The organism is Pseudomonas sp. YH-1, assembly GCF_051990045.1.
In the GTDB taxonomy this organism is placed as follows: domain Bacteria; phylum Pseudomonadota; class Gammaproteobacteria; order Pseudomonadales; family Pseudomonadaceae; genus Pseudomonas; species Pseudomonas nicosulfuronedens.
In genome coordinates, this window is sequence record NZ_CP178184.1 from 1,580,866 (window position 1) to 1,601,685 (window position 20,820).

The 20,820-nt window shown below is 64.4% G+C and carries 19 protein-coding genes; 6 read left to right on the top strand and 13 right to left on the bottom strand.

Annotated elements, in window-relative coordinates; all coding sequences use genetic code 11:
- Positions 1-43: 43 nt before the first annotated feature.
- Entirely contained in the window at positions 44-901 is an 858-nt protein-coding gene (locus ACKI1H_RS07310; RefSeq protein ID WP_440468013.1) for a protein phosphatase 2C domain-containing protein, read from the top strand.
- Positions 902-1,024: 123 nt separating this feature from the next.
- Here the strand turns inward: ACKI1H_RS07310 and ACKI1H_RS07315 are convergent, their stop codons facing one another.
- The 3 genes from ACKI1H_RS07315 to ACKI1H_RS07325 all read right to left on the bottom strand — a co-directional run bounded on the left by ACKI1H_RS07315 (position 1,025) and on the right by ACKI1H_RS07325 (position 5,098).
- Positions 1,025-3,433 (bottom strand): TonB-dependent siderophore receptor, encoded by a 2,409-nt coding sequence (locus ACKI1H_RS07315; RefSeq protein ID WP_440468014.1) that lies wholly within the window; start codon positions 3,431-3,433, stop codon positions 1,025-1,027.
- Positions 3,434-3,635: 202 nt separating this feature from the next.
- Entirely contained in the window at positions 3,636-4,598 is a 963-nt protein-coding gene (locus tag ACKI1H_RS07320) for a FecR domain-containing protein (protein ID WP_440468015.1), read from the bottom strand.
- On the bottom strand, positions 4,595-5,098 hold the full coding sequence (locus ACKI1H_RS07325) for an RNA polymerase sigma factor (protein WP_440468835.1): 504 nt from the start codon (positions 5,096-5,098) through the stop codon (positions 4,595-4,597). Before ACKI1H_RS07325 ends, ACKI1H_RS07320 begins: the two co-directional genes overlap by 4 nt.
- Positions 5,099-5,276: 178 nt before the next feature.
- Between ACKI1H_RS07325 and ACKI1H_RS07330 the strand changes: the two genes are divergently transcribed.
- Positions 5,277-6,029 (top strand): glutathione S-transferase family protein, encoded by a 753-nt coding sequence (locus tag ACKI1H_RS07330; RefSeq protein ID WP_440468016.1) that lies wholly within the window; start codon positions 5,277-5,279, stop codon positions 6,027-6,029.
- Here ACKI1H_RS07330 and ACKI1H_RS07335 read toward each other — a convergent pair whose 3' ends face one another.
- Positions 6,030-6,905 carry a LysR family transcriptional regulator gene (locus tag ACKI1H_RS07335; protein ID WP_440468017.1) on the bottom strand — a complete coding sequence of 292 codons (876 nt, stop codon included), beginning with the start codon at positions 6,903-6,905 and terminating at the stop codon, positions 6,030-6,032. It abuts the gene before it with no gap.
- A 97-nt stretch (positions 6,906-7,002) separates the two neighbouring features.
- Here ACKI1H_RS07335 and pcaD point away from each other — a divergent pair, with 97 nt between their 5' ends.
- Positions 7,003-7,800 carry a 3-oxoadipate enol-lactonase gene (gene pcaD, locus ACKI1H_RS07340; protein WP_440468018.1) on the top strand — a complete coding sequence of 266 codons (798 nt, stop codon included), beginning with the start codon at positions 7,003-7,005 and terminating at the stop codon, positions 7,798-7,800.
- Positions 7,801-7,860: 60 nt separating this feature from the next.
- Here the strand turns inward: pcaD and ACKI1H_RS07345 are convergent, their stop codons facing one another.
- Entirely contained in the window at positions 7,861-9,390 is a 1,530-nt protein-coding gene (locus tag ACKI1H_RS07345) for an NCS1 family nucleobase:cation symporter-1 (RefSeq protein WP_440468019.1), read from the bottom strand.
- Positions 9,391-9,799: 409 nt separating this feature from the next.
- Complete coding sequence (locus ACKI1H_RS07350; RefSeq protein WP_138525342.1) at positions 9,800-11,977, bottom strand: malate synthase G; 2,178 nt, start codon at positions 11,975-11,977, stop codon at positions 9,800-9,802.
- A gap of 294 nt (positions 11,978-12,271) precedes the next feature.
- Between ACKI1H_RS07350 and ACKI1H_RS07355 the strand changes: the two genes are divergently transcribed.
- Together ACKI1H_RS07355 and ACKI1H_RS07360 are read left to right on the top strand one after the other, a co-directional pair.
- Positions 12,272-12,721: an N-acetyltransferase family protein gene (locus ACKI1H_RS07355; protein ID WP_440468020.1), complete on the top strand. Its 450-nt coding sequence runs from the start codon at positions 12,272-12,274 to the stop codon at positions 12,719-12,721.
- A gap of 19 nt (positions 12,722-12,740) precedes the next feature.
- Positions 12,741-13,259 carry a glycine cleavage system protein R gene (locus tag ACKI1H_RS07360; RefSeq protein ID WP_045212798.1) on the top strand — a complete coding sequence of 173 codons (519 nt, stop codon included), beginning with the start codon at positions 12,741-12,743 and terminating at the stop codon, positions 13,257-13,259.
- Positions 13,260-13,906: 647 nt separating this feature from the next.
- Here the strand turns inward: ACKI1H_RS07360 and rarD are convergent.
- From rarD to ACKI1H_RS07395, 7 genes are all read right to left on the bottom strand, one after another.
- Positions 13,907-14,794, bottom strand: a complete 888-nt coding sequence (gene rarD / locus ACKI1H_RS07365; protein ID WP_138525340.1) for an EamA family transporter RarD — start codon at positions 14,792-14,794, stop codon at positions 13,907-13,909.
- Between the two features lie 131 nt (positions 14,795-14,925).
- Positions 14,926-15,921, bottom strand: a complete 996-nt coding sequence (locus tag ACKI1H_RS07370; protein ID WP_440468021.1) for a lysozyme inhibitor LprI family protein — start codon at positions 15,919-15,921, stop codon at positions 14,926-14,928.
- Between the two features lie 57 nt (positions 15,922-15,978).
- Entirely contained in the window at positions 15,979-16,953 is a 975-nt protein-coding gene (locus tag ACKI1H_RS07375; protein ID WP_440468022.1) for a serine/threonine protein kinase, read from the bottom strand.
- Between the two features lie 68 nt (positions 16,954-17,021).
- The gene (locus ACKI1H_RS07380) at positions 17,022-17,390 is read right to left on the bottom strand and encodes a hypothetical protein (protein ID WP_440468023.1); all 369 of its coding nucleotides are present in this window, start codon (positions 17,388-17,390) and stop codon (positions 17,022-17,024) included.
- Positions 17,391-17,507: 117 nt separating this feature from the next.
- The gene (locus ACKI1H_RS07385; RefSeq protein WP_138525336.1) at positions 17,508-18,272 is read right to left on the bottom strand and encodes a TOBE domain-containing protein; all 765 of its coding nucleotides are present in this window, start codon (positions 18,270-18,272) and stop codon (positions 17,508-17,510) included.
- 93 nt (positions 18,273-18,365) lie between these two features.
- Positions 18,366-19,088, bottom strand: coding sequence for a ComF family protein (locus tag ACKI1H_RS07390; protein ID WP_440468024.1), 723 nt, complete (start codon positions 19,086-19,088; stop codon positions 18,366-18,368).
- 40 nt (positions 19,089-19,128) lie between these two features.
- The gene (locus tag ACKI1H_RS07395; RefSeq protein WP_440468025.1) at positions 19,129-19,422 is read right to left on the bottom strand and encodes a hypothetical protein; all 294 of its coding nucleotides are present in this window, start codon (positions 19,420-19,422) and stop codon (positions 19,129-19,131) included.
- Positions 19,423-19,663: 241 nt separating this feature from the next.
- On the opposite strand from ACKI1H_RS07395, the gene bioB reads away from it, so the two are divergent.
- A complete protein-coding gene (bioB, locus tag ACKI1H_RS07400) occupies positions 19,664-20,722 on the top strand; it encodes a biotin synthase BioB (protein WP_440468026.1) in 1,059 nt (352 codons plus the stop codon).
- Positions 20,723-20,820: the final 98 nt, after the last annotated feature.

Here is a 20,820-nt window from a genome sequence, read left to right on the forward strand (position 1 = left end):
TGTACGCCGGTCAGTGTGGCCGACAAAACGAAGGAGAACGGTTGTGACGACGATTTCCGTATGGGGGGCGGCCTGCCGCCAAGGCTCGCCGGTGAACGACGACGCCATCGGCTATACCACCACTTCGGCTTGGGTGCTGGATGGGGCGACCAGTCTTGGACAGGGGCTGGTGGGCGGCGAGAGCGATGCCCGCTGGCTGGCCCAGAGTGCCAATGCGCACCTGCAACAGCTGTTGGAAGAGCAGCCTTTTCAACCGACCGAGGAGTTGCTGGCGCAATTGCAGGCGGGCATCGCTGCGGATTTCCAGCGCGACTCTGGCATGGCCGTGAGCCTGGACCTCAACTTGCCCACCGCCTGTCTGAGTCTGCTGCGGGTCCTGGGTGACGGTTCGTTGGAGCTGCTCAACCTCTGCGACACCTGCATCCACTTGGCCTGGGAGGACGGCCAGGTCGAGAGCTTCGGCGATACGCCGCTGGAAGAGATCGATCGCCAGTCAGTGCAGCGCCTGCTGGCGCTGCGCGAGGCGAACCCGGAATGGAGCCACGCGCAACTGTGGCAGGCCAGCCGCGAATGGGTGCGGCGCAACCGCACGCTGGCCAATACGCCGGAAGGCTACTGGTGCCTCGACCCGAGCGAGCGCTGGATTCCGCACGTGCAGCGCCGAGTGCTCGACCCCGTGGGACTGAAGGCGTTCATGCTGGTGACCGATGGTTTCGACCGGCTGCTGGATTTTCGCCGCTACGACCTGGACGCGCTGTTCGCGGCGTTGCCCGAGCGTGGTGTTGAGGCACTGATCGATGAACTGCGCGCGCTGGAAAGCGCCGATGGCCAGGCGTTGGACTATCCGCGCCTGAAGATCCATGACGATGCGAGCGTGGTGTGGGGGGCGGTGTGTCGTTGAATCGCGGCGCCCCCGGCAGATCGTAGGGCGAATAACCCGGGACAGGTTATTCACCGGCCTATGCTCGGCGGATAACGCTGCTGCGTTATCCGTCCTACGAGTGTCAGAGGCTTTGCGGATGCGTCAGAACTTGTAGTTGACGCTGGCGACCACGTTGCGACGGTCGCCGTAGTAGCAGTAGAAGCCGTCGCAGGTGGAGATGTATTCCTTGTCGAATACGTTGTTGGCGTTCAGCGCGACGTTCAGCCCGTTGAGGCTGTTGTCCAGACGGCCGAGGTCGTAGTGCACCGCGGCGTCGTAGACGGTGTAGGAACCGGTGTCGCCGTCCGATTTGTCGCGCACGTAGCCCATGCTGCCGATGGCGATGTTGTGGGTCTCGCCGACGTAGCGGGTGCCGAAGCCCAGGCCGAAGCCGTCGAGCAGGCCGTCATGCCAGGTGTAGTCGGCCCACAGCGAGGCCTGGTTTTCCGGGGTGAGCGGCAGCGGACGGTTCTTGTCCAGCGGGTTGGCGACCTTGGTCATCTTGCTGTTGGCGTAGGTGTAGGCGGCGGTCACCTTGAGGTTCTCGGTGACGTTGCCCACGGCCTCCAGTTCGAAACCGCGAACCTGCGCTTCGCCCACCGGACGGCTGATGAAGTCGCTGCCGGTGAGGACGATGTTCTTGCGGGTCAGGTCGTAGACGGCGGCGCTGAGCATCAGGTCGGTGCCCACCGGCTGGTACTTCACGCCCAGCTCGTACTGCTTGCCGGTGCTCGGCTCGAAGGCCGCGCCAGCGGCGCCGCCGGCTTCGGTCTGGAACGACTCGGCATAGGAAACGTAGGGCGCCACGCCGTTTTCGAACACGTAGCTGAGCGTCGCGTTGCCGCTGAACTGGCTGTCACGACGGGTATCGGTGGCGCCATTGGCGTTATAGAACTTCGAGCCGGTGTGGGCCCAGTCCTGGCGGCCGCCCAGGGTCAGGCGCCAGTTGTCGAGGGCGATCTGGTCCTGGGCGTACAGGCCGGTATCGCGCATCTTCTGGTTGTAGTCGTTGTACGCGGTGTAGACGACGTTGCTGAAGTCCTGGCCATAGATCGGCTTGGTGATGTTGCTGGTCGGCGCGGTGCCATACAGCCACTTGTAATTGGTGTTGGCGCGCTGGTGATCCAGGCCCAGCAGCAGGGTGTGCTTGAGCGGGCCGGTGGAGAAGTCCGCCTGCAGATTGTTGTCGATGGCGAACTGGCTGATGTCTTCATCGACTACGTTGGCGCCACGGGACAGGGTGCCGTCGTCGCTCACCGAGGTCGCGCTGCCGCCAGCTGTGATGCCCTGGAAGGACAGGTCGCTCTTGGTGTAGCGCAGGTTCTGGCGGAACTGCCAGACGTCGTTGATGCGGTGCTCGAAGGCGTAACCCAGGGCGTAGTAGGTCTTGTCGTAGAACTCCCAGTCCGGGTCGCCCAGGTTCTCGTGGTACTTCACCTCGCCCGCTGGGGTGGACAGCTTGGTGCCCTGCAGCGGCAGGAACTGGCTGGTGATGCCGGTATCGTCGCGGTTGAACTGGGAGAGGAAGGTCAGCTTGGTGTCTTCGTCGAAGTTCCAGGTCAGGCTCGGGGCGATGTTGTAGCGCTTGTTGTCGACGTGATCGACCTGGGTGTTGCTGTCGCGTACTACACCGCTGATGCGGTAGAGCAGGTTGCCGGCGTCGTCGACCTTGCCGGTGCTGTCGAAGGAAATCTGCTTGTGCTCGTAGCTGCCCACCTGCAACTGCACTTCATGGCTGCTTTCAGCTTCCGGACGGCGGCTGGTCATGTCCAGCAGGCCGCCGGGTGGTGTCTGGCCGTACAGCGAGGAGGCCGGGCCGCGCAGCAGCGCGACGCGTTCCAGGTCCCAGGTTTCCAGCTTGGGCATCACGTAGGAGCCCTTGGGCAGCGGCAGGCCGTCGAGGAACTGGGTCGGCTCAAAGCCACGCACCTTCAACCACTCCGCGCGGGTGTCGTTGCCGTAACTGCTGGCAATCACGCCGGGCATGTAGCGCACCGCGTCGTCCAGGCTCTGCACGTTGCGGTCCTGCATCTGCTCGCGGGTGGCGATGGAGACCGAGCGCGGGGTTTCCAGCAGCGGGGTGTCGGTCTTGGTGCCGGCACGGGTACGGGTGGCGAGGTAGCCGACGGTCGGGCCGTCCGGGTCTTCCTGGGTGCCGCTGATGGTGGTAGCGGACATCGACAGGGTGTCGCTCGGCACCGGGCGCAGGCTGTAGCTGCCCGATTCGTTTTCCACCAGCTCCAGCCCGCTGCCCTGCAGCGCCTGACGCAGTGCGCCGGCGGCGTCGTAACGGCCCTGCACGGCGTGTGCGCTACGGCCCTGGGCCAGCGCCGGATCGAGGCTCAGGCTCAGGCCGCCCTCGGCGGCGATGCGGTTGAGGGTGCTGGCCAACGGGCCGGCAGGCACCTGGTAGTCACGCACGGCGTCGGCGGCGATGGCCGAAGAGGTGGCCAGCAGGATAGCGGTGGCCAGCAGGCAAGGGCGGAGCGACAGTTCGAACGGGCGGCGCATTGACAACGACTCCTGAATGAAAACGTTTCTCGATGCCTCCTTGCCGGACGAGATTCAAAAAGTGATAGGGCTGGGTGAAAAAAATTTCCGGATGGCTTTTCGTAGGACCGAGGGGGGGCGCCTAGCCCTTGCTCGCGAACCCCTGGCGCCAGCGCAGCCGGGGAAGCCGTTCGCGAGCAAGCTCGCTCCTGCACAGAAGTGTTCAGCCGCGCGGCACTACGCGGGACCACCACTGGCCGTGCTTCTCGATACGCACCGGCAGCGTTGGTTCCAGCGAGCTGAGCGCCAGGTCGATATTCTTCAGCGGGAAGCTGCCGGTGATGCGCAGGTCGGCCAGCGCCGGGTCCACTGCCAGGTAGCCCGGGCTGTAGCGCGCCAGTTGATCGATCAGCTCGCCCAGGCGCACGTTGTCCACCACCAGCATGCCGTGGGTCCAGGCATCGGCGGTGGCGCTATTGGCCTCCACTGCGCCGAAGCCGTCGGCGCGCACTCGTATCTGCTGGCCCTGGTTGATGACGCGCTCGTCCGGCAGTTGCTCGGGGCGTGCGGCCACGGCGGATTGCAGGACGCTGAGCAAGGTGCTGTCGCCGTCATCGCGCTCCACCAAAAAGCGCGTACCGAGGGCGCGCAGGCGGCCTTCGTCGGTTTCGACGATGAACGGGCGGCTGTCGCCGTGGGCGGTCTCCACGAGAATTTCGCCGCTGAGCAGGACGATGCGCCGCTGCTCGGCGTCGAAACGCACATCGACGGCGGTGCGGCTGTTCAGCACCAGTCGGGTGTTGTCCGGCAGGCGCAGTTCGCGCTGCTCGCCGGTGGCGGTCACCAGGTCGGAGAAGGCATAGCGTATGGGCGTGTAGCGGTTGCCGACACCCAGCGCCAGCGCGCCGACCAGCAGCAACGACAAGCCGGTGCCGGCCAGGCGACGAACCTTGCGCCGGGACTCGCCCGGCGAGCGCAGCAAGGCGTTGCGCGCGGCCTTGGGTGCGGCGCCAGCAAGGCTGCGGTCGAGCATGCCCAACTGGCTCCAGGCGCGGGCGTGTTCGCTGTGGGCCGAATGCCAGCGAGCGAAGGCAGCTTCATCGTCGGGGCGCGATTCGCCGGAGCCCAGGCGCAGCTGCCAGCTGATCGCCTCGTCGAGTATCTGCAGGGAAACCGGTCCCTTCACGTCGGCTCGCCGTACAGCGCGATGTAGCACTGTCGCAGGCCCTGGGCGATGTACTGGCGCACGCGCGGCACAGAGACGCCCAGTTGCTCGGCGATCTCGGCGTGGCCCAGGCCGTCCAGGCGGTTGAGCAGGAACGCGCTGCGCGCGCGGGTGGACAGCTTGCCCAGCAGGCGGTCGATTTCGCGCAGGTCGGCGAGGATCAGGCAGTGATCCTCGGCGGAGGGCTGCACGGCCTCGGGCAGGCATTTCAGTTCTTCGAGGTAGGCTTGTTCCAGCGCCACGCGGCGCCAGTGATCCACCAGCAGGCCCTTGGCAACGGTGACCAGGAAGGCGCGGGGTTCGCGCAGGGAGGGCAGCTCGCGACGGCCGAGCACGCGGACGAAGGTGTCCTGGCTCAGGTCTTCGGCGCGCTGCGGACAGCCCAGGCTGCGATTCAGCCAGGACGTCAGCCAGTCGCGGTGATCGCGATACAAGGCGCCTACGAGTTCGCCGCTACCCATCTGGATGGCCGACAAGCTACTCCCCCAATGATCTCGAATGGGATCAAGTTAAAAAACGATAACCATTCGCAAATGATCGCAAAGTGCAGTCACGCGCGCAATTGGCACCCGTCGGCTTTTGTCCGCCGTTCGTGGCGCGATCTACAATCGGGCGCCCATTCCTATAAGAAGAACCGTCATGTCCGAACCGCTGCTGCTGATTGGCTCCTACCTGTCCCCCTACGTGCGCAAGGCGCTGGTGCTGCTGGAAATGAAGGGGGTGGACTACCGTATCGATTCCATCGTGCCGTTCTTCGGCAACGAGGATTTCGAGAAGCTGAGCCCGCTGCGCCAGGTACCGGTGCTGGTGGACGGCGAGCTGGTGCTCAACGACTCCTCGGTGATCTGCCAGTACCTGGAAGAGCGTTATCCACAGCCCGCGCTCTACCCGGCGGACATCGCCGAACGCGCCCGTGCCCGCTGGATCGAGGAATTTGCCGACAGCCGCATGGGCCAGGTGGTGATCTGGCAGCTGTTCGACCAACTGGTGATCGGCCGGGGCGTGTGGGGACGCGAGCCCGATGCGGGGGTATTGGAGAAGACCTACCAGCACGACCTGCCGGCGGTCTTCGATTACCTGGAGGCGCAGTTGCCGGCGAGCGGCTGGCTGTTGGGCGAGTTGTCCATCGCCGACATCAGCGTCGCCTGTTTCATGCGCAACGCGCAGTTCGCCCGCTACGAGCTGGACGCCCAGCGCTGGCCGAAGCTGGCGGCGATGCTCGCGGCGGCCTTCGCTCTGCCAGCATTCCAGACGCTCAACCAGTTCGAGCGCGCTATCGCCCGCACGCCCATCGCCCAGCAGCGCGAGGCGCTGATTGCCGCCGGCGCGCCGGTCAGCGAGGTCTGCCACATGCGCGAGCAACCGGTGCGCGGGCCAATGAGCCGTAGTTGATCAGGTCTCCCGCAGGAAGCCCCAGAGCCGTTGCGCCACCGGGCCGTGGGCACGGTCGCGCCGGCGCGCGGCGACCAGCTCTTCGCGGCGACCGGGCAGGTCCGGCCCGCTGAGATCGCACAGGCGTCCTTCGGCCAGTTCCTCGGTAATCAGATGGCGCGGCAGGTGACCCCAAGCCAGGCCGTGCAGCACCAGCTCTTTCTTCATCGCCTGGTCCGGCACCGTGCATTGCGGTGCGCCGTCGAGGGTGAAGTAGTCCGCCGGTGGGGAGTGCCGGGCGCTGTCACGCATCACGCACTGGGTGAGCACGCGCAACTGTTCGGGACGGATGTCCGTGGTGTTCGCCAGCAGCGTCGGCGCGATCACCGGGATGAAATCCACTTCGCCCAGGTGCAGCCACTCCAGGCGCGGGTCGGCCTTGTCCACGCGGTGCAGGATCAGATCCGCCTCACCATCGAGCAGCCGCTCCAGCGGACCGCTGACGCTTTCGAAGTACAGCTGCAGGCGCGTGTGAGGCTGCGTGGCGAAGAAGCGCGCCAGCTTTTCCAGCAGGGCAGCTCGTGGGCAGAAGTCGCCGAGCACCACGCGCAGTTCGCTCTCCTCACCGGCCGCCAGGTGCGCGGCGTGGTCCCGCAGGCTGCCCAGTTCGCGAAGCAGGTCCCTGGCGCGGCGGTGGAAGGATTCGCCGGCGCCGGTCAGGGCGACGCGGTAGCCGCTGCGGTCCAGCAGCTCGAAGCCGAGCTGCCGCTCCAGGCGGGCGACAGCGGCGAAAACTGCCGGGTGCGAGCGGTGCAGTTGCTGGGCGGCGGCCTGGAAGCCGCCGGCTTCAACCACGGTGTCGAAGCACTGCAGGTCGTGCAGGGTGAAGTCGTGCATGTCAGGTTTCCTGACAAAGTTGTTCAGTGCTTTGTAATTTCTTCGGAATACGACCGCAACTACCTTCGTCTCCACATTCACTTGAGGAGACGCTCCCATGAGCCCGCTTCATTACCTGGTCACCCGGGATAACGCGCGCATCGCCTATCGCCTGGACGGGGCCGCCGAGCGCCCGCTGCTGGTGCTGTCCAACTCCATCGGCACCGACCTGCATATGTGGGACGGACAGATCGCTGCGCTGAGCGAGCACTTCCGCGTGCTGCGCTACGACGCCCGGGGGCACGGAGCATCCAGCGTTCCCCCCGGCCCCTATTCGCTGGCGCGGCTGGGGCAGGACGTGGTCGAACTGCTTGACTCGCTCGGCGTGCAGCGTGCGCATTTCCTGGGGCTTTCACTCGGCGGGTTCGTCGGCCAGTGGCTGGCGCTGAATGCTCCGCAACGCATCGAGCGACTGGTTCTGGCAAACACCTCCGCCTGGCTCGGGCCGCAGGAGCAGTGGGATGCGCGCATCGCCGAGGTACTGGCGGCGGAGGATATGTGGGGCACCGCGGCAACCTTCCTCGCCAACTGGTTTCCGGCGCCCTGGCTGGAGACGTCGAGACCGGAGGTAGAGCTTTTCCGCGCCACGTTGCTGGCGACCAATCGGCATGGATTGGCCGGCTCCTTCGCCGCCGTGCAGGAAGCCGATCTGCGCAGCGCATTACACGATGTCCGCCTGCCTACGCTGGTGGTCGCCGGGCAGTTCGACACCGTGACTGCCGCCAGCCACAGCGAACTGATTGCCCAAGCGATCCCTGGTGCGCGCCTGTTCACGCTGCCGGCGGTGCACCTGTCGAACGTCGAGTTTCCCCGTGAGTTCGAAGGCGCCGTGCTGGACTTCCTGCTAGCGCCCTGAATGAACAAGGCCGCCCGAGGGCGGCCTTGTCGTTTATCCACAGAGTCGGTCATCACAAGATCAATGATGCGCCGCATCCACCGCGATGGATTCGCCGGACACATCCGCATAGGCACGCTTGCGATCGGCCAGGGCGTAGTGGATCAATGCGCCGAGGCCGGCGCCGAAGAACCAGGAGAACTGCGACAGTGCTTCAAAGGCCGGCACCAGCGCCAGCACGATGGCGATAAGCGCGGCGGGGACGAAGGCTGCTACTGCGCGCAGGTTGACCCCGCCACTGAAGTGATAGGCCGCCTCGCGGCTTTCACTGTAGAGCTCCGGCACGTCTACCCGGCCACGGCGCACCAGGTAATAGTCGGTGACCATGATTCCGTACAGCGGGCCGAGCAGGGCGCCCAGGCCGCCGAGGAAATACACGATCACTGCCGGGCTGTTGTACAGGTGCCAGGGCAGGATCAGCACGGCAATGGTGGCGCTGAGCAGGCCGGCGCGCCGGAAGTTCAGCAGGTTTGGCGCAAGGTTGGTGAGCACGTAGGCCGGGGCGACGAAGTTGGCCATGATATTCACCGCCACGGTGACGATCAGGAAGGCCAGGCAGGCCAGCACCAGGCCGAAGGTGTTGGGGATCGCGGCGACGATTTCCGTGGGGTTCTGCACCAGCTTGCCGTCGATGCTGAACTGCGCGCCTGCCAGCACCACGGCGATCAGCGCGAAGCCCAGCATGTTCACTGGCAGGCCCCAGAAATTGCCCACGCTGATGGTGCGGCGGTCCGGGCAATTGCGGGTGAAGTCGCAGAAGTTGAGGATCATGGTGCCGTACAGCGAGACCCACAGCGCAGCGGCGCCCAGCACCTTGAGCCACATCGCAGAGCCGGTTGGCGCATGGCCGCTGGACCAGGCAATCGACAGGCCGGCGCGCCAGTACATCCAGCCGGCGAGGCTGGCAAAGGCCACCAGGATGATCGGGCCGGCGAAGGATTCGTAGCGGCGCACCATCTCCATGCCGTAGGCGAAGATCACCAACTGCACGCACCAGATGCCGAGGAAGGTGATCCAGCCGAGGGTCGACAGGCCGAGGATCGAGTCCTGGTCATAGGCTGCAAGGCTCGGTGCGATAGCGGTGAGCAACACGCGCAGTACCACCGAGGCGAGGTAGGTCTGGATGCCGAACCAGGCGATGGCGATCACCGCGCGGATCAGCGCCGGCACCTGCGCGCCGTGGATGCCGAAGCTGATGCGGCACATCACCGGGTAGGGCAGGCCGGTCTTCTGGCCCATATAGCCGGAGAGGTTCATCAGGCCGTAGATCACCAGCGCGCCGAGGGCGAAGGCGGCGAGGATCTGCGCACCGCTCATGCCGAGGGCGAAGAGGCCGATGGCGAACGAATAGTTGGCGATGTTGTGTACATCGTTGGTCCACAGCGCGAACAGGCTGTAGCGCCCCCAGCTGCGCCCTGCGGCCCTGGTTGGCGCCAGGTCGGCGCTGTACAGGCGCGGGCTCAGGGTCGGCGCGGCCACCTTGGCGGATGCCGTGCTGTCGACAGATTGGACGGGGGTAACGCCGGACAGGTGCGTGGGACTACTGGTCATGGGCTACTCGGCTTTTGTATGCACGGCTTTTTGTGGTTTGTGTGCAAAAGCCAGTTCCGTGCCAGTGCAGCCGCTCGCGCGCTGTCGGCCATTCCTCCGGCGCGCGCGAAGGTCGCTTGAGCCCTTTATTGGTGCGGCCTGCGCGCATGTCCAAGTGGTCAGGAAATTTATTTCCCATAACAATCATTGACTTGTGAGTCAGGTTGGACGATATCGCCGATAGTGCGTGGTGGGGATTTTGTACACAAAAATTGTGCACATGCGTTACGTCCCGCACTGCTGCTCCCTTGTCGGGGCGGCTCAGGACGTGAGTGCTGTTCGCGTCGGGCGGGCTAGCAGGCCGACTCCAACCGGCAGCCATAAAAAAACCGCCCCGGAGGGCGGTTTCTTCAACACATCGCGAACGTCCTTACAGACCGTTCTTGGCCTTGAACTCGCGACGGCGGCGGTGCAGGACCGGCTCGGTGTAGCCGTTGGGCTGTTTGGTGCCTTCGATGACCAGTTCCAGCGCGGCCTGGAAGGCCACGTTGTCGTCGAAGTTCGGCGCCATCGCGCGGTACTGGGCATCACCGGCGTTCTGGCGATCCACCACCGAAGCCATGCGCTTGAGGCTTTCCAGCACTTGCTCCTCGGTCACTACGCCGTGGCGCAGCCAGTTGGCCAGCAGCTGGCTGGAGATGCGCAGGGTGGCGCGGTCTTCCATCAGGCCAACGTCGTTGATGTCCGGCACCTTGGAGCAGCCGACGCCCTGGTCAATCCAGCGGACCACGTAGCCGAGGATGCCCTGGGCGTTGTTGTCCAGCTCGTTCTTGATCTCTTCCGCGCTCCAGTTGGTGTTGGGGGCGAGCGGAAGGGTCAGGATGTCGTCCACCGAAGCCGGTGCGCGCTTGGCCAGTTCGGCCTGACGGGCGAACACGTCGACCTTGTGGTAGTGCAGTGCGTGCAGGGTGGCAGCGGTCGGCGACGGAACCCAGGCGGTGTTGGCGCCGGCCAGTGGGTGAGCGATCTTCTGCTCGAGCATGGCGGCCATCAGGTCGGGCATGGCCCACATGCCTTTGCCGATCTGGGCTTTGCCCTGCAGGCCGGTGGCCAGGCCGACGTCGACGTTGTTGTTCTCGTAGGAGCCGATCCACTTCTCGGTCTTCATGGCGCCCTTGCGCACCATGGCGCCGGCTTCCATGGAGGTGTGGATTTCGTCACCGGTGCGGTCGAGGAAGCCGGTGTTGATGAATACCACGCGCTCGGCGGCGGCCTTGATGCAGGCCTTCAGGTTGACGGTGGTGCGGCGCTCTTCATCCATGATGCCGACTTTCAGCGTGTTGCGCGGCAGGCCCAGCAGGTCTTCGACGCGGCTGAAGATCTCGGCGGCGAAGGCGACTTCTTCCGGACCGTGCATCTTCGGCTTCACGATGTACACGCTGCCGGTGCGGCTGTTCTTGCGGGTAGCGCTGCCGTTCAGGTTGTGAATGGCGATCAGGCTGGTGAACAGGCCGTCCTGGATGCCTTCGGGCACTTCGTTGCCCTGGGCGTCGAGGATCGCCGGGTTGGTCATCAGGTGGCCAACGTTACGCACGAACAGCAGGGAGCGCCCATGCAGGCTCAGCTCGGAACCATCGGCCTTGGTGTAAACGCGGTCCGGGTTCATGGTGCGGGTGAAGGTGCTGCCGCCCTTGGAAACCTGCTCGGCGAGGTCGCCTTTCATCAGGCCCAGCCAGTTGCGGTAGACCACGACCTTGTCGTCGGCGTCGACGGCGGCCACGGAGTCTTCGCAGTCCATGATGGTGGTCAGCGCGGACTCCATCAGGACGTCTTTCACGCCAGCAGCGTCGGTCTGGCCGATCGGGCTGGTCGGGTCGATCTGGATTTCGAAGTGCAGGCCGTTGTGCTTGAGCAGCACGGCTTTCGGCTTGGCGGCTTCGCCCTGGAAGGCCAGGAACTGAGCGGCATTCTTCAGGCCGGTCTCGCTGCCATTCTTCAGGGTGACGGCCAGTGCGCCGTTCTTCACCACATAGGCGGTAGCGTCGACATGGGAGCCGGATTCCAGCGCAGCGGCTTCGTCGAGGAAGGCGCGGGCGAAGGCGATGACCTTGTCACCGCGGACCTTGTTGTAGCCCTTGCCCTTCTCGGCACCGTTCTCTTCGCTGATCGCGTCGGTGCCGTACAGTGCGTCGTACAGCGAGCCCCAGCGGGCGTTGGCGGCGTTCAGGGCGAAGCGCGCGTTCATCACCGGCACCACCAGCTGCGGGCCGGCCATGCGGGCGATTTCTTCGTCGACGTTCTGGGTGCTGGCCTGGAAGTCGGCCGGCTCGGGCAGCAGGTAACCGATTTCCTGCAGGAAGGCCTTGTAGGCGGCTGCGTCATGCGGCTTGCCGGCGCGGGCCTGGTGCCAGCCGTCGACTTTCGCCTGGATGTCATCGCGCTTGGCGAGCAGGGCCTTGTTCTTGGGGGCCAGGTCGTTGATTACGGTTTCTACGCCCGCCCAGAACTTGCCGGCTTCGATGCCGGTGCCGGGAATGGCTTCGTTGTTCACGAAGTCGAAAAGGACTTTGGCGACCTGCAGGCCACCGACTTGAACGCGTTCAGTCATTGCTTGCCTCACTCTGCTCAGGACCAGCTCTGGACACAGGCAAAACGCCTTGTAGTCCGAGCCGCGGAATACTACATGATGCCGTGGGAAAAATCAGTGGGCTAGCGTCGCGGTTAGACCAAAGTACGCATATCAGTCACGTAGCAGGTCTTATGTTCGCAAATATCCTTTGGATTGTTCCAGATAAATCTTAAAACTGTACACGCATTACCCGAATGGGTACCTGTGGCAGCCCGTCGCATCCGGCTAACCTCGCCGTGCCTATACTGCATCTTCCCTCCTGGAGAATCCCGCATGTCCGTGACGCTTGCCACCCCCACCGATCTGGATGACCTGGTTCCGCTGTTTTCCGGCTACCTCGATTTCTACGAGGTGCCTGCGCCGCACGCGAAGATTCGTGAATTCCTCGGGGCACGTATCGGCAGCGGGCAGTCCACGGTGTTCATCGCGCGCAGTATCGATGGGCTGGCGGTCGGCTTCGTGCAGCTGTATCCGTTCTTCGCTTCCCTGGCGCTGCAGGTGTCCTGGCTGGTCAGCGACCTCTACGTTTTGCCTGCTGCGCGTCGCGATGGCTACGGTGAAGCGCTGATGAACGCCGCCCGCACCCACGGCGAGAGCACCGGTGCCTGCGGCCTGATGCTGGAGACGGCGAAGACCAACCATGCTGGTCAGTCGCTGTATGAGCGTCTGGGCTACAAGCGGGACGACAAGTTCTACACCTATTGGCTGGACCTCACGTCCTAGCCCTTCGCGGAGACTGCTCATGGACCACCTCGTATTGACCGTCATCGCCCAGGACCAGCCCGGTCTGGTGGAGCGCGTGGCCAAATGCATCGCCGCCCACGGCGGCAACTGGCTGGAAAGCCGCATGTCGCGCATGGCCGGGCAGTTCGCCGGGATCCTTCGCGTGGCCGTGCCCGCCGAGGGTTATGACGAGCTGGTGGAAGGCCTTCAGGAACTGAGCGAGCACGGCATTCGCGTGCTGCTGGCGGAGAGCGGTATCGAGCCGGCCTGCAACTGGAAGCCGATCCATCTCGATCTGGTGGGCAACGACCGCCCCGGCATCGTCCGTGACATCACCCAGCTGCTGGCCGAGCATGGTGTGAACCTGGAAAGCCTGACGACCGAGGTGCTGCCAGCGCCGATGAGCAGTGAGCCGCTGTTCCACGCCGAGGCGCTGCTGGCCGTGCCGCTGACCCTGCCGTTGGAAACCCTGCAGCAGAAGCTGGAAGAACTGGCGGATGACCTGATGGTGGAGCTGAATTTCCACAGCGGGGAATGATTGTTCTGCATTGATTGCAAAGCTTGTGGAAAAACCTGTGGGCTCTCTGTTGATGAATTGACAGAGGGCCCATTCTGTCTGGGCCTCCTGCTGATCCATTTATCCACTTGCGGTGTCGTTGCTGTGCACAGATTGCGGGGATCGCACCGTGGGCAATCTGTTGATAAGTTGCTAGGACCTACTAGCCACGTGGTCTCCACTAATCTGGTCGTTTTTTGCACAAGGCGTGCACGGCAAGCTGAGTGCTCTGGACTCTCCAGTCGCTGTGCACAAAACCACTGGAAGAGTCTGTGGAGAAGCCGTTCATGGAACGCTGAGGGCCGCGCTGTTTCTGGTCTTCACAGTGTTGTCCACTTTCTGAACGGACGCCGGTTGTCCATCCACACGAAGCGGGGATCAGCCTGTGGAAAAGCCGGGGAAATGGCTTGGCCGCCCAGAAACCACGAGACGTGCGTAGTTTTGATCAACTAGTGATCGGATTGCCGTGGGCAACCAGGGAGTGCTGCACAGAGAAGCGTGCGGCGGAGCGGCTTGTGGAAGAAATGGCCGTTATCCCCGCATTCGCGGGATAGAGCTGTGGACAATCTGCGGGTGGCTGCCTGCAAGCCGCAGCTGGCGCGGCTTGCAGGCAGTGGATCAATTAATGATCAGTCGCCGCGGGAGAGGCGGTACCAGATGTCCACGCTATAGACGACCAGGCCCGCCCAGATGCAGCAGAGGGAGATCAGGCGAGTGGTGTCCAGGTGCTCGCCAAACAGCAGGATTGCCTGCAGCAGCACCAGGGTCGGTGCCAGGTACTGCAGGAAGCCCAACGTCGCGTAAGGCAGGTGGCGCGCGGCAGCGTTGAAGCACACCAGCGGCACCAGGGTGATCGGGCCGGCGGCGGCGAGCCAGATGGCGTCCTTGGTGGTCCAGAAATCTGCGTGCACGCTCGGGCCGTCGGCGAACAGCACGAGGTAGCCGATCGCCAGTGGCAGCAGGATCCAGGTCTCCACCACCAGGCCCGGCAGCGCAGCCACCGGCGCCTGTTTGCGGATCAGCCCGTAGAAGCCGAAGGTCAGCGCCAGTGCCAGCGATACCCAGGGCAGGCTGCCCAGTTGCCAGAGCTGCTGGGCCACGCCCAGCGCAGCGAGGCCGACCGCTACCCACTGCAGCGGGCGCAGGCGTTCGCGCAGGATCACCAGGCCCAGCAATACGTTGATCAGCGGGTTGATGTAGTAGCCCAGGCTGGCCTCGATCATGTGGCCGTTATTCACCGCCCAGACGTAGACCAGCCAGTTGCTGGCAATCAACAGGCCGCTGGCGGTGAGGACGGCGATGCGCTTGGGATTCTCGCGCAGCTCGCGCCACCAGCCGGGGTGCTTCCACACCAGTAACAGCAGGGCGCCGAACACCGCCGACCAGAGGGCCCGGTGGGTGATGATTTCCAGCGCGGGGATGCGTTCGAGCAGCTTGAAGTAGATCGGGAAGAGTCCCCAGATGACATAGGCAGTCAAGCCCAGAGCGTAGCCCCGGCGGGGATTGGCGGTGGCCATGGAACATCCTTGGTTAGGCAGCTAATGAGTGGCTGCACAATTCTAGGGCGCGCAACGGGGCTTGTCTGTGCTGCTTCGCTGGACGTCCCGGTAGCGTCGGCGAATGGGCGTAACGATGTCGTTACAGCGCGCTACGGGTCGCCGTAAATCTCCTTGAACGGCACCTTGCGCGAGGAGGTGGTTTTCCATTGGCCATTGACCAGTTCCTCAGTGCTCAGCAGGACCATATCCGGATCGCCACTGCCCCCAGCAGCATCCTCTATCTCACGTTTTACTTCGACTGGCTGATTGGCTTCCACCCTGTATTCGCTCTTCTCGTGGTAGCAGCAGCCGCTCTTGGAAAAGGTGATCAGCCGTTTGCGCTTGCCGTCGATATCGAAGAAGCCCAGGTTTTCCAGTGTCAGCGCGCTCAGCTCAGGACTGTAGATAAAGCGTTGCCGTCCCGCATCGAAGAGAAAAACGTCGTAGCTTGGCCCGCCATAGGAGCCTCGGTTGCCGTTCTGTACTGCAAAGTCCGGCTGGCCATCGAAATTGAAGTCACCTGCATTGATCACGCCCTGATAATCGTAAAGCCGGGCTGAGTTCACCAGTGGTTCGCCGTTCTCCTGCCGCGTCAGGAAAACATTGGGTAGATAGATTGCCTGTGCCACCTCGTTGCTGCCGGCGCGCTCGATGCCGAGGAAGGCCGGACCCTCGCAGGTCTGCTCCGGACAGGGTTGCATGTCGAGTAGGAAGTCATAGCCCGGCGCGGTGTTACTGATCCTTAGCGCCTGCTTCCAATCGTGGCCCTGGGCATCGACGCCGGTTCCAGGCCCCAGCTCCTCCAGACGCTCGCGGTAGGCGTCGCTCAAGCAGTCGGTCAAGGTCTCGGTGGCTTCACAGCGTCGCCGGGTGTTTTGCAGCCAGCTGCGCTGGGCTTTCTTGAGTTGTACCGGGTCGAGTTCGGGGCTGCCCAGATGAGCACGGTAAGTCAGACTCAATTGATCATCGAGTGCTGAGAGGTCATCGTTTGCACAGATGGCTTGTTCCATCGGAGTGCTGGCTTTCTGGCAGTCAAAGCTGGCAGCCAGTGCCGACGGCAGAGTGACCGACAGGCATGCGATGAAGGGCAGGCGCAGTATTTTCATGGTGTGTCTTCCGTGAAGAGGAACTGTGCCGAGCACTCCTGCGTCGGCACGGAGAAATCAGAACAGCCGCAGCGGCTCCTCATCCAGTGCCGCCAACTGCTCGCGCAGTACCAGCACCTGCTCGCCCCAGTAACGCTCGGTGCCGAACCAGGGGAAGCTCGGGGGGAACGCCGGGTCGTCCCAGCGGCGTGCCAGCCACGCGCTGTAATGCATCAGGCGCAAGGCGCGCAGGCCTTCGATCAGCGGCAGCTCGCGCGGGTCGAAGTCGTGGAATTCCTGGTAGCCGTCGACCAGTTCCGAGAGCTGCCCGAGGCGTTCCTGGCGCTCGCCGGCAAGCATCATCCACAAGTCCTGCACCGCCGGGCCCATGCGGCAGTCGTCGAGGTCGACGACGTGGAAGGTCTCGTCGCGGCACAGCAGGTTGCCGGGGTGGCAATCGCCATGCATGCGGATGGGCGTGTATTTCACCCGGGCATACAGGTCATCGACTTTCTTCAGCAGGTCGCGGGCGACGGATGAGTAAGCCGGCAGCAGGCTCTTCGGGACGAAGTTGCCTTCCAGCAGGGTGGCCAGGGACTCGTGCCCGAAGTTCGCCGGGGTCAGCGCCTCGCGGTGTTCGAAGGACCGATTGGCGCCCACGGCGTGCAGGCGACCGAGCAACTGCCCGAGGCGATAGAGCTGGTCGAAGTTGCCCGGCTCCGGCGCGCGGCCGCCGCGGCGGGGAAACAGGGTGAAGCGGAAGCCGGCATGCTCGAAGAGGGTCTGGCCCTCATGCACCAGCGGCGCCACCACTGGGACTTCGCACTCGGCGAGCTCGGCGGAGAAGGCGTGCTCCTCGAGGATCGCCTCGGTAGTCCAGCGGCCCGGGCGGTAGAACTTGGCGATCAGTGGCTCGCTGTCCTCGATGCCCACCTGGTAGACGCGGTTCTCATAGCTGTTGAGCGCCAGTACGCGGGCGTCGCTGAGGAAACCGATGCTTTCCACCGCATCCAGCACCAGGTCGGGGGTGAGGTCGGAAAAGGGATGGGACATGGCGACGTTCCGGCAATGGTAAAGCTGCCTAGTTTACCCAGTCCGCCCCCTTTGGGTGCGCAGTCGCCTCAGCGGTCGGTGCAGTGTTTCCCCAGGTAGTCGATGAAGTCCGTGGCCAGCGCCCGGCGTTCGCCCTTCACCAGGGTCAGTTTCTGCATCGCGCGGGCGTTGCATCTCAGTAGCTGGGTCTGTTCCGTGCTGTGCAAGGGCGTCAGCAACAGGTCGTAGGGCGTGCCTTGGCGGACCTGCTCGGTGAGTTCGCTCTCATCGCCTCCGATCAGCAGGACCTTGTTGCGGGTCTCGATCTGGTATTGGTCCACCAGTGGTTCCAGCGTCGACATCAGCTCATTGCTGGCTCCCACGCGCAGGACATCGGGGCCGGCATGGCTGGTGAAGGGCAGGAGCAGCAGGGCGAGCAGCAGCAGTGGGCGGCGCATGGTGGGAGCTCCGGTTGACCAAGGCCCCGCCCGGTGTGGGCGGAGCTCAGGCCGTTATTGGAGCGCGGTGCGACGCCCTGGGGCTTGATATGAGGCAGGGAAACTCATGTGGCGAGGCTAGAGGGGCGTGCCGAGGATCACCTGCGCCGGGGAGAATTGCGCGCGGACCGCCGAACCCGGTTGCAGGCCAAGGATATCGATGCGTTCCGGGTCGGTCAGGGCGCAGAGCATCTGGCCGCTGGGCAGTTGAATGCGGACTTCGCTGGGGCCGTCGTCGGCTTCGCGGATGTCGTCGACGTGGCCTTCCAGCGCGTTGAGCCCTTCCGGGCAAGGGATGTGTGGCAGGTCGACGTAGAGCCAGCCGGCCTTCATCAGCGCCACCACCGGCACGCCGTCAGCCAGTTCCAGCTTCTCGGTGCTCTCGCGGGTCACCCGCGCCTGGATGCGCGCGCCGCCGGGCAACTCGATGCTCACCAGGTCGTTGAGGCCGGACGGCTCCACCGCGCAGACGCGCCCATGCAGCTGATTTCGCGCGCTGGTGCGCATCATCAGGCGGCCGATCAGCTCCAGGTCGGCCTGGTGCTCGACGTGCTCGACTATATGTTCGCGCAGGGCTTCCAGGCGCTGGTACAGCGCCAGCAGGCGTTCGCCCTCGGTGGTCAGGCGCGCACCGCCGCCGCCCTTGCCGCCGACGCTGCGTTCCACCAGCGGCCGGTCGGAGAGGTTGTTCAGTTCATCGATGGCATCCCAGGCCGTCTTGTAGCTCATCCCGGCGGCCTTGGCGGCGTGGGTGATCGAGCCGAGCTGGGCGATCTGCGCCAGCAGGGCGATGCGCTGCGGGCGGCGGGTAACGTGTTGGGTCAACAGGCTGAGGGTGGTCATGGTTTCGCAGGTACTTATTGGTATGCGACGAGGCTCCGTTGCTGGCGGGCAAAACGCAAGGGGCAGATGTCGGGAATGTGGCCGAACGGTCGTCTATTCCGGGGCCGGCGTGCGTGCCAGGCAGTAGACGTCGACTCTCCGTGCACCGGCGCGGCGCAGCAGGCGGGCGATGCGTTCGGCAGTGGCGCCGGTAGTCAGCACGTCGTCCACCAGCGCCAGATGCAGGCCCTCGACCTGCGCATCAGCAGCCAGGGCGAAGGCGCTGCGCAGGTTGCGCTTGCGCGTGGCGGCGTCCAGGCCTTGCTGGGCCGGAGTGTCCTGCGTGCGGCGGACGAGGCGGTTATCCACAGGCATTCCCAACGGCGTGGCCAGCCACTGCGCCAGCAGTTGCGCCTGGTTGAAGCCGCGCTGCTGTTCGCGTCGGCGCGACAGCGGTACGGGGATAAGCCGGTCCGGGCGCAGCAACCCTTCCTCGTAGGCATGCAGCAGATGGCGTTCCAGCAACTGGCCGAGCAGCCGCCCGAGCGGCGCATCGGCCTGGTGCTTGAAGCGGGTGACCAGCGCATCGACGGGAAAGCCGTAGCGCAGGGGGGCCTCGACGCGGTGGAAGGCTGGCGCGCGGCGCAGGCATTGGCCGCAGGTCAGCCCGGAAACAGGCAGGGGGAGGGCGCAGATCGCGCAATGCCCGGCGAGCCAGGGCAGGTCATCGTCGCAGCCGGCGCAGAGAGGCAGGGCGGCCTGTTCCGCTGCTCCTCCACAGAGGAGGCATTGCACACGAGGCCGCCACCAGGCGGGACGCCATTGAAGTAACCGCATTCAGCCCCTCCAGGGGCGGGGCTGTTCAGCGGGGATCGGCTCAGTGGATCAGCCAGCTCAACACCACCAGTCCCAGCACCGTCCAGATCAGCCCGCCGAAGATCGAGCGCCGCAGGAAGGCGCGGATGCCACTGTAGAGAAACAGCAGGCCAATGAAGAGCAGGACGAAGCTGAAGATCGAGACGTCGATTCCCACAGCCCGCGCCAGACCGTGGAAGAAGTCGTCCATGGCGCGCCACAGGCCGCCAAGTACACCCGACAGCAGATCGACGATGAAGCGGATGACCTTGCCGACCATCTGGCCAAGGCCGTCGAAGAATCCTTCTGTTCCCATCTGGGGTATGACTCCTGAGTGTTCTGCCTGATTGGAGCGGCGATTGGATGGATCGGTTCAGCCTCAACTGCAACCGGATCGCTGCAATTGATCAATAAATGATCACTTGTCGACCTGTGTCGTGAGAGTGGTTGACAGCGTCACAGCTCCACATATGATGCCTTGAGCCTGATTTCCCCGGTGGCGCGCCGCCGGGGCACCTTAGACAAGAGGCGCCCCCAAGCGTCGAAGGACTTTGCCGATGAGTGCCACCGCAGCCCAAGTAACCCGCCACGACTGGAGCCTTGCCGAAGTCCGCGCCCTGTTCGAACAGCCCTTCAACGACCTGCTGTTCCAGGCGCAGACCCTGCACCGCGCACACTTCGATCCGAACCGCGTGCAGGTTTCCACCCTGCTGTCGATCAAGACCGGCGCCTGCCCGGAAGACTGCAAGTATTGCCCGCAGTCCGGCCACTACAACACCGGCCTGGACAAGGAAAAGCTGATGGAAGTGCAGAAGGTGCTGCAGGCCGCTGCCGAAGCCAAGGCTATCGGCTCGACGCGCTTCTGCATGGGCGCCGCCTGGAAGCATCCTTCGGCGAAGGACATGCCCTACGTGCTGGAAATGGTGAAGGGCGTGAAGAAGCTCGGCCTGGAAACCTGCATGACCCTGGGCAAGCTGACCCAGGAGCAGACCCAGTCGCTGGCCGAAGCGGGCCTCGACTACTACAACCACAACCTCGATACCTCGCCGGAGTTCTACGGCAACATCATCACCACCCGCACCTATAGCGAGCGTCTGCAGACCCTGGCGTACGTGCGCGAAGCGGGGATGAAGATCTGCTCCGGTGGCATCCTCGGCATGGGCGAGTCGGTGGACGACCGCGCCGGCCTGCTGATCCAGCTGGCCAACCTGCCCGAGCACCCGGAATCGGTACCGATCAACATGCTGGTGAAGGTGAAGGGCACCCCGTTGGCCGAGGAAAAGGACGTCGATCCGTTCGACTTCATCCGCACCCTGGCCGTCGCCCGCATCATGATGCCGAAATCCCACGTACGCCTGTCCGCCGGCCGCGAGCAGATGAACGAGCAGATGCAGGCCCTGGCCTTCATGGCTGGCGCCAACTCGATCTTCTACGGCGAGAAGCTGCTGACCACCACCAACCCGCAGGCCGAGAAGGACATGCAGCTGTTCGCGCGTCTGGGCATCAAGCCCGAGGAGCGCGAGGAGCACGCCGACGAGGTGCACCAGGCCGCTATCGAGCAGGCGCTGGTGGAACAACGTGACTCCCAGCTGTTCTATAACGCGGCTTCGGCCTGATAGAGCCGCTCTTCTTCATGTAGGAGCGAGGGGGACACCTGGTTCTTGCTCGCGAACAGTCTTTCCGAATACTTCGGTGCTGGGCGATTCGCGAGCAA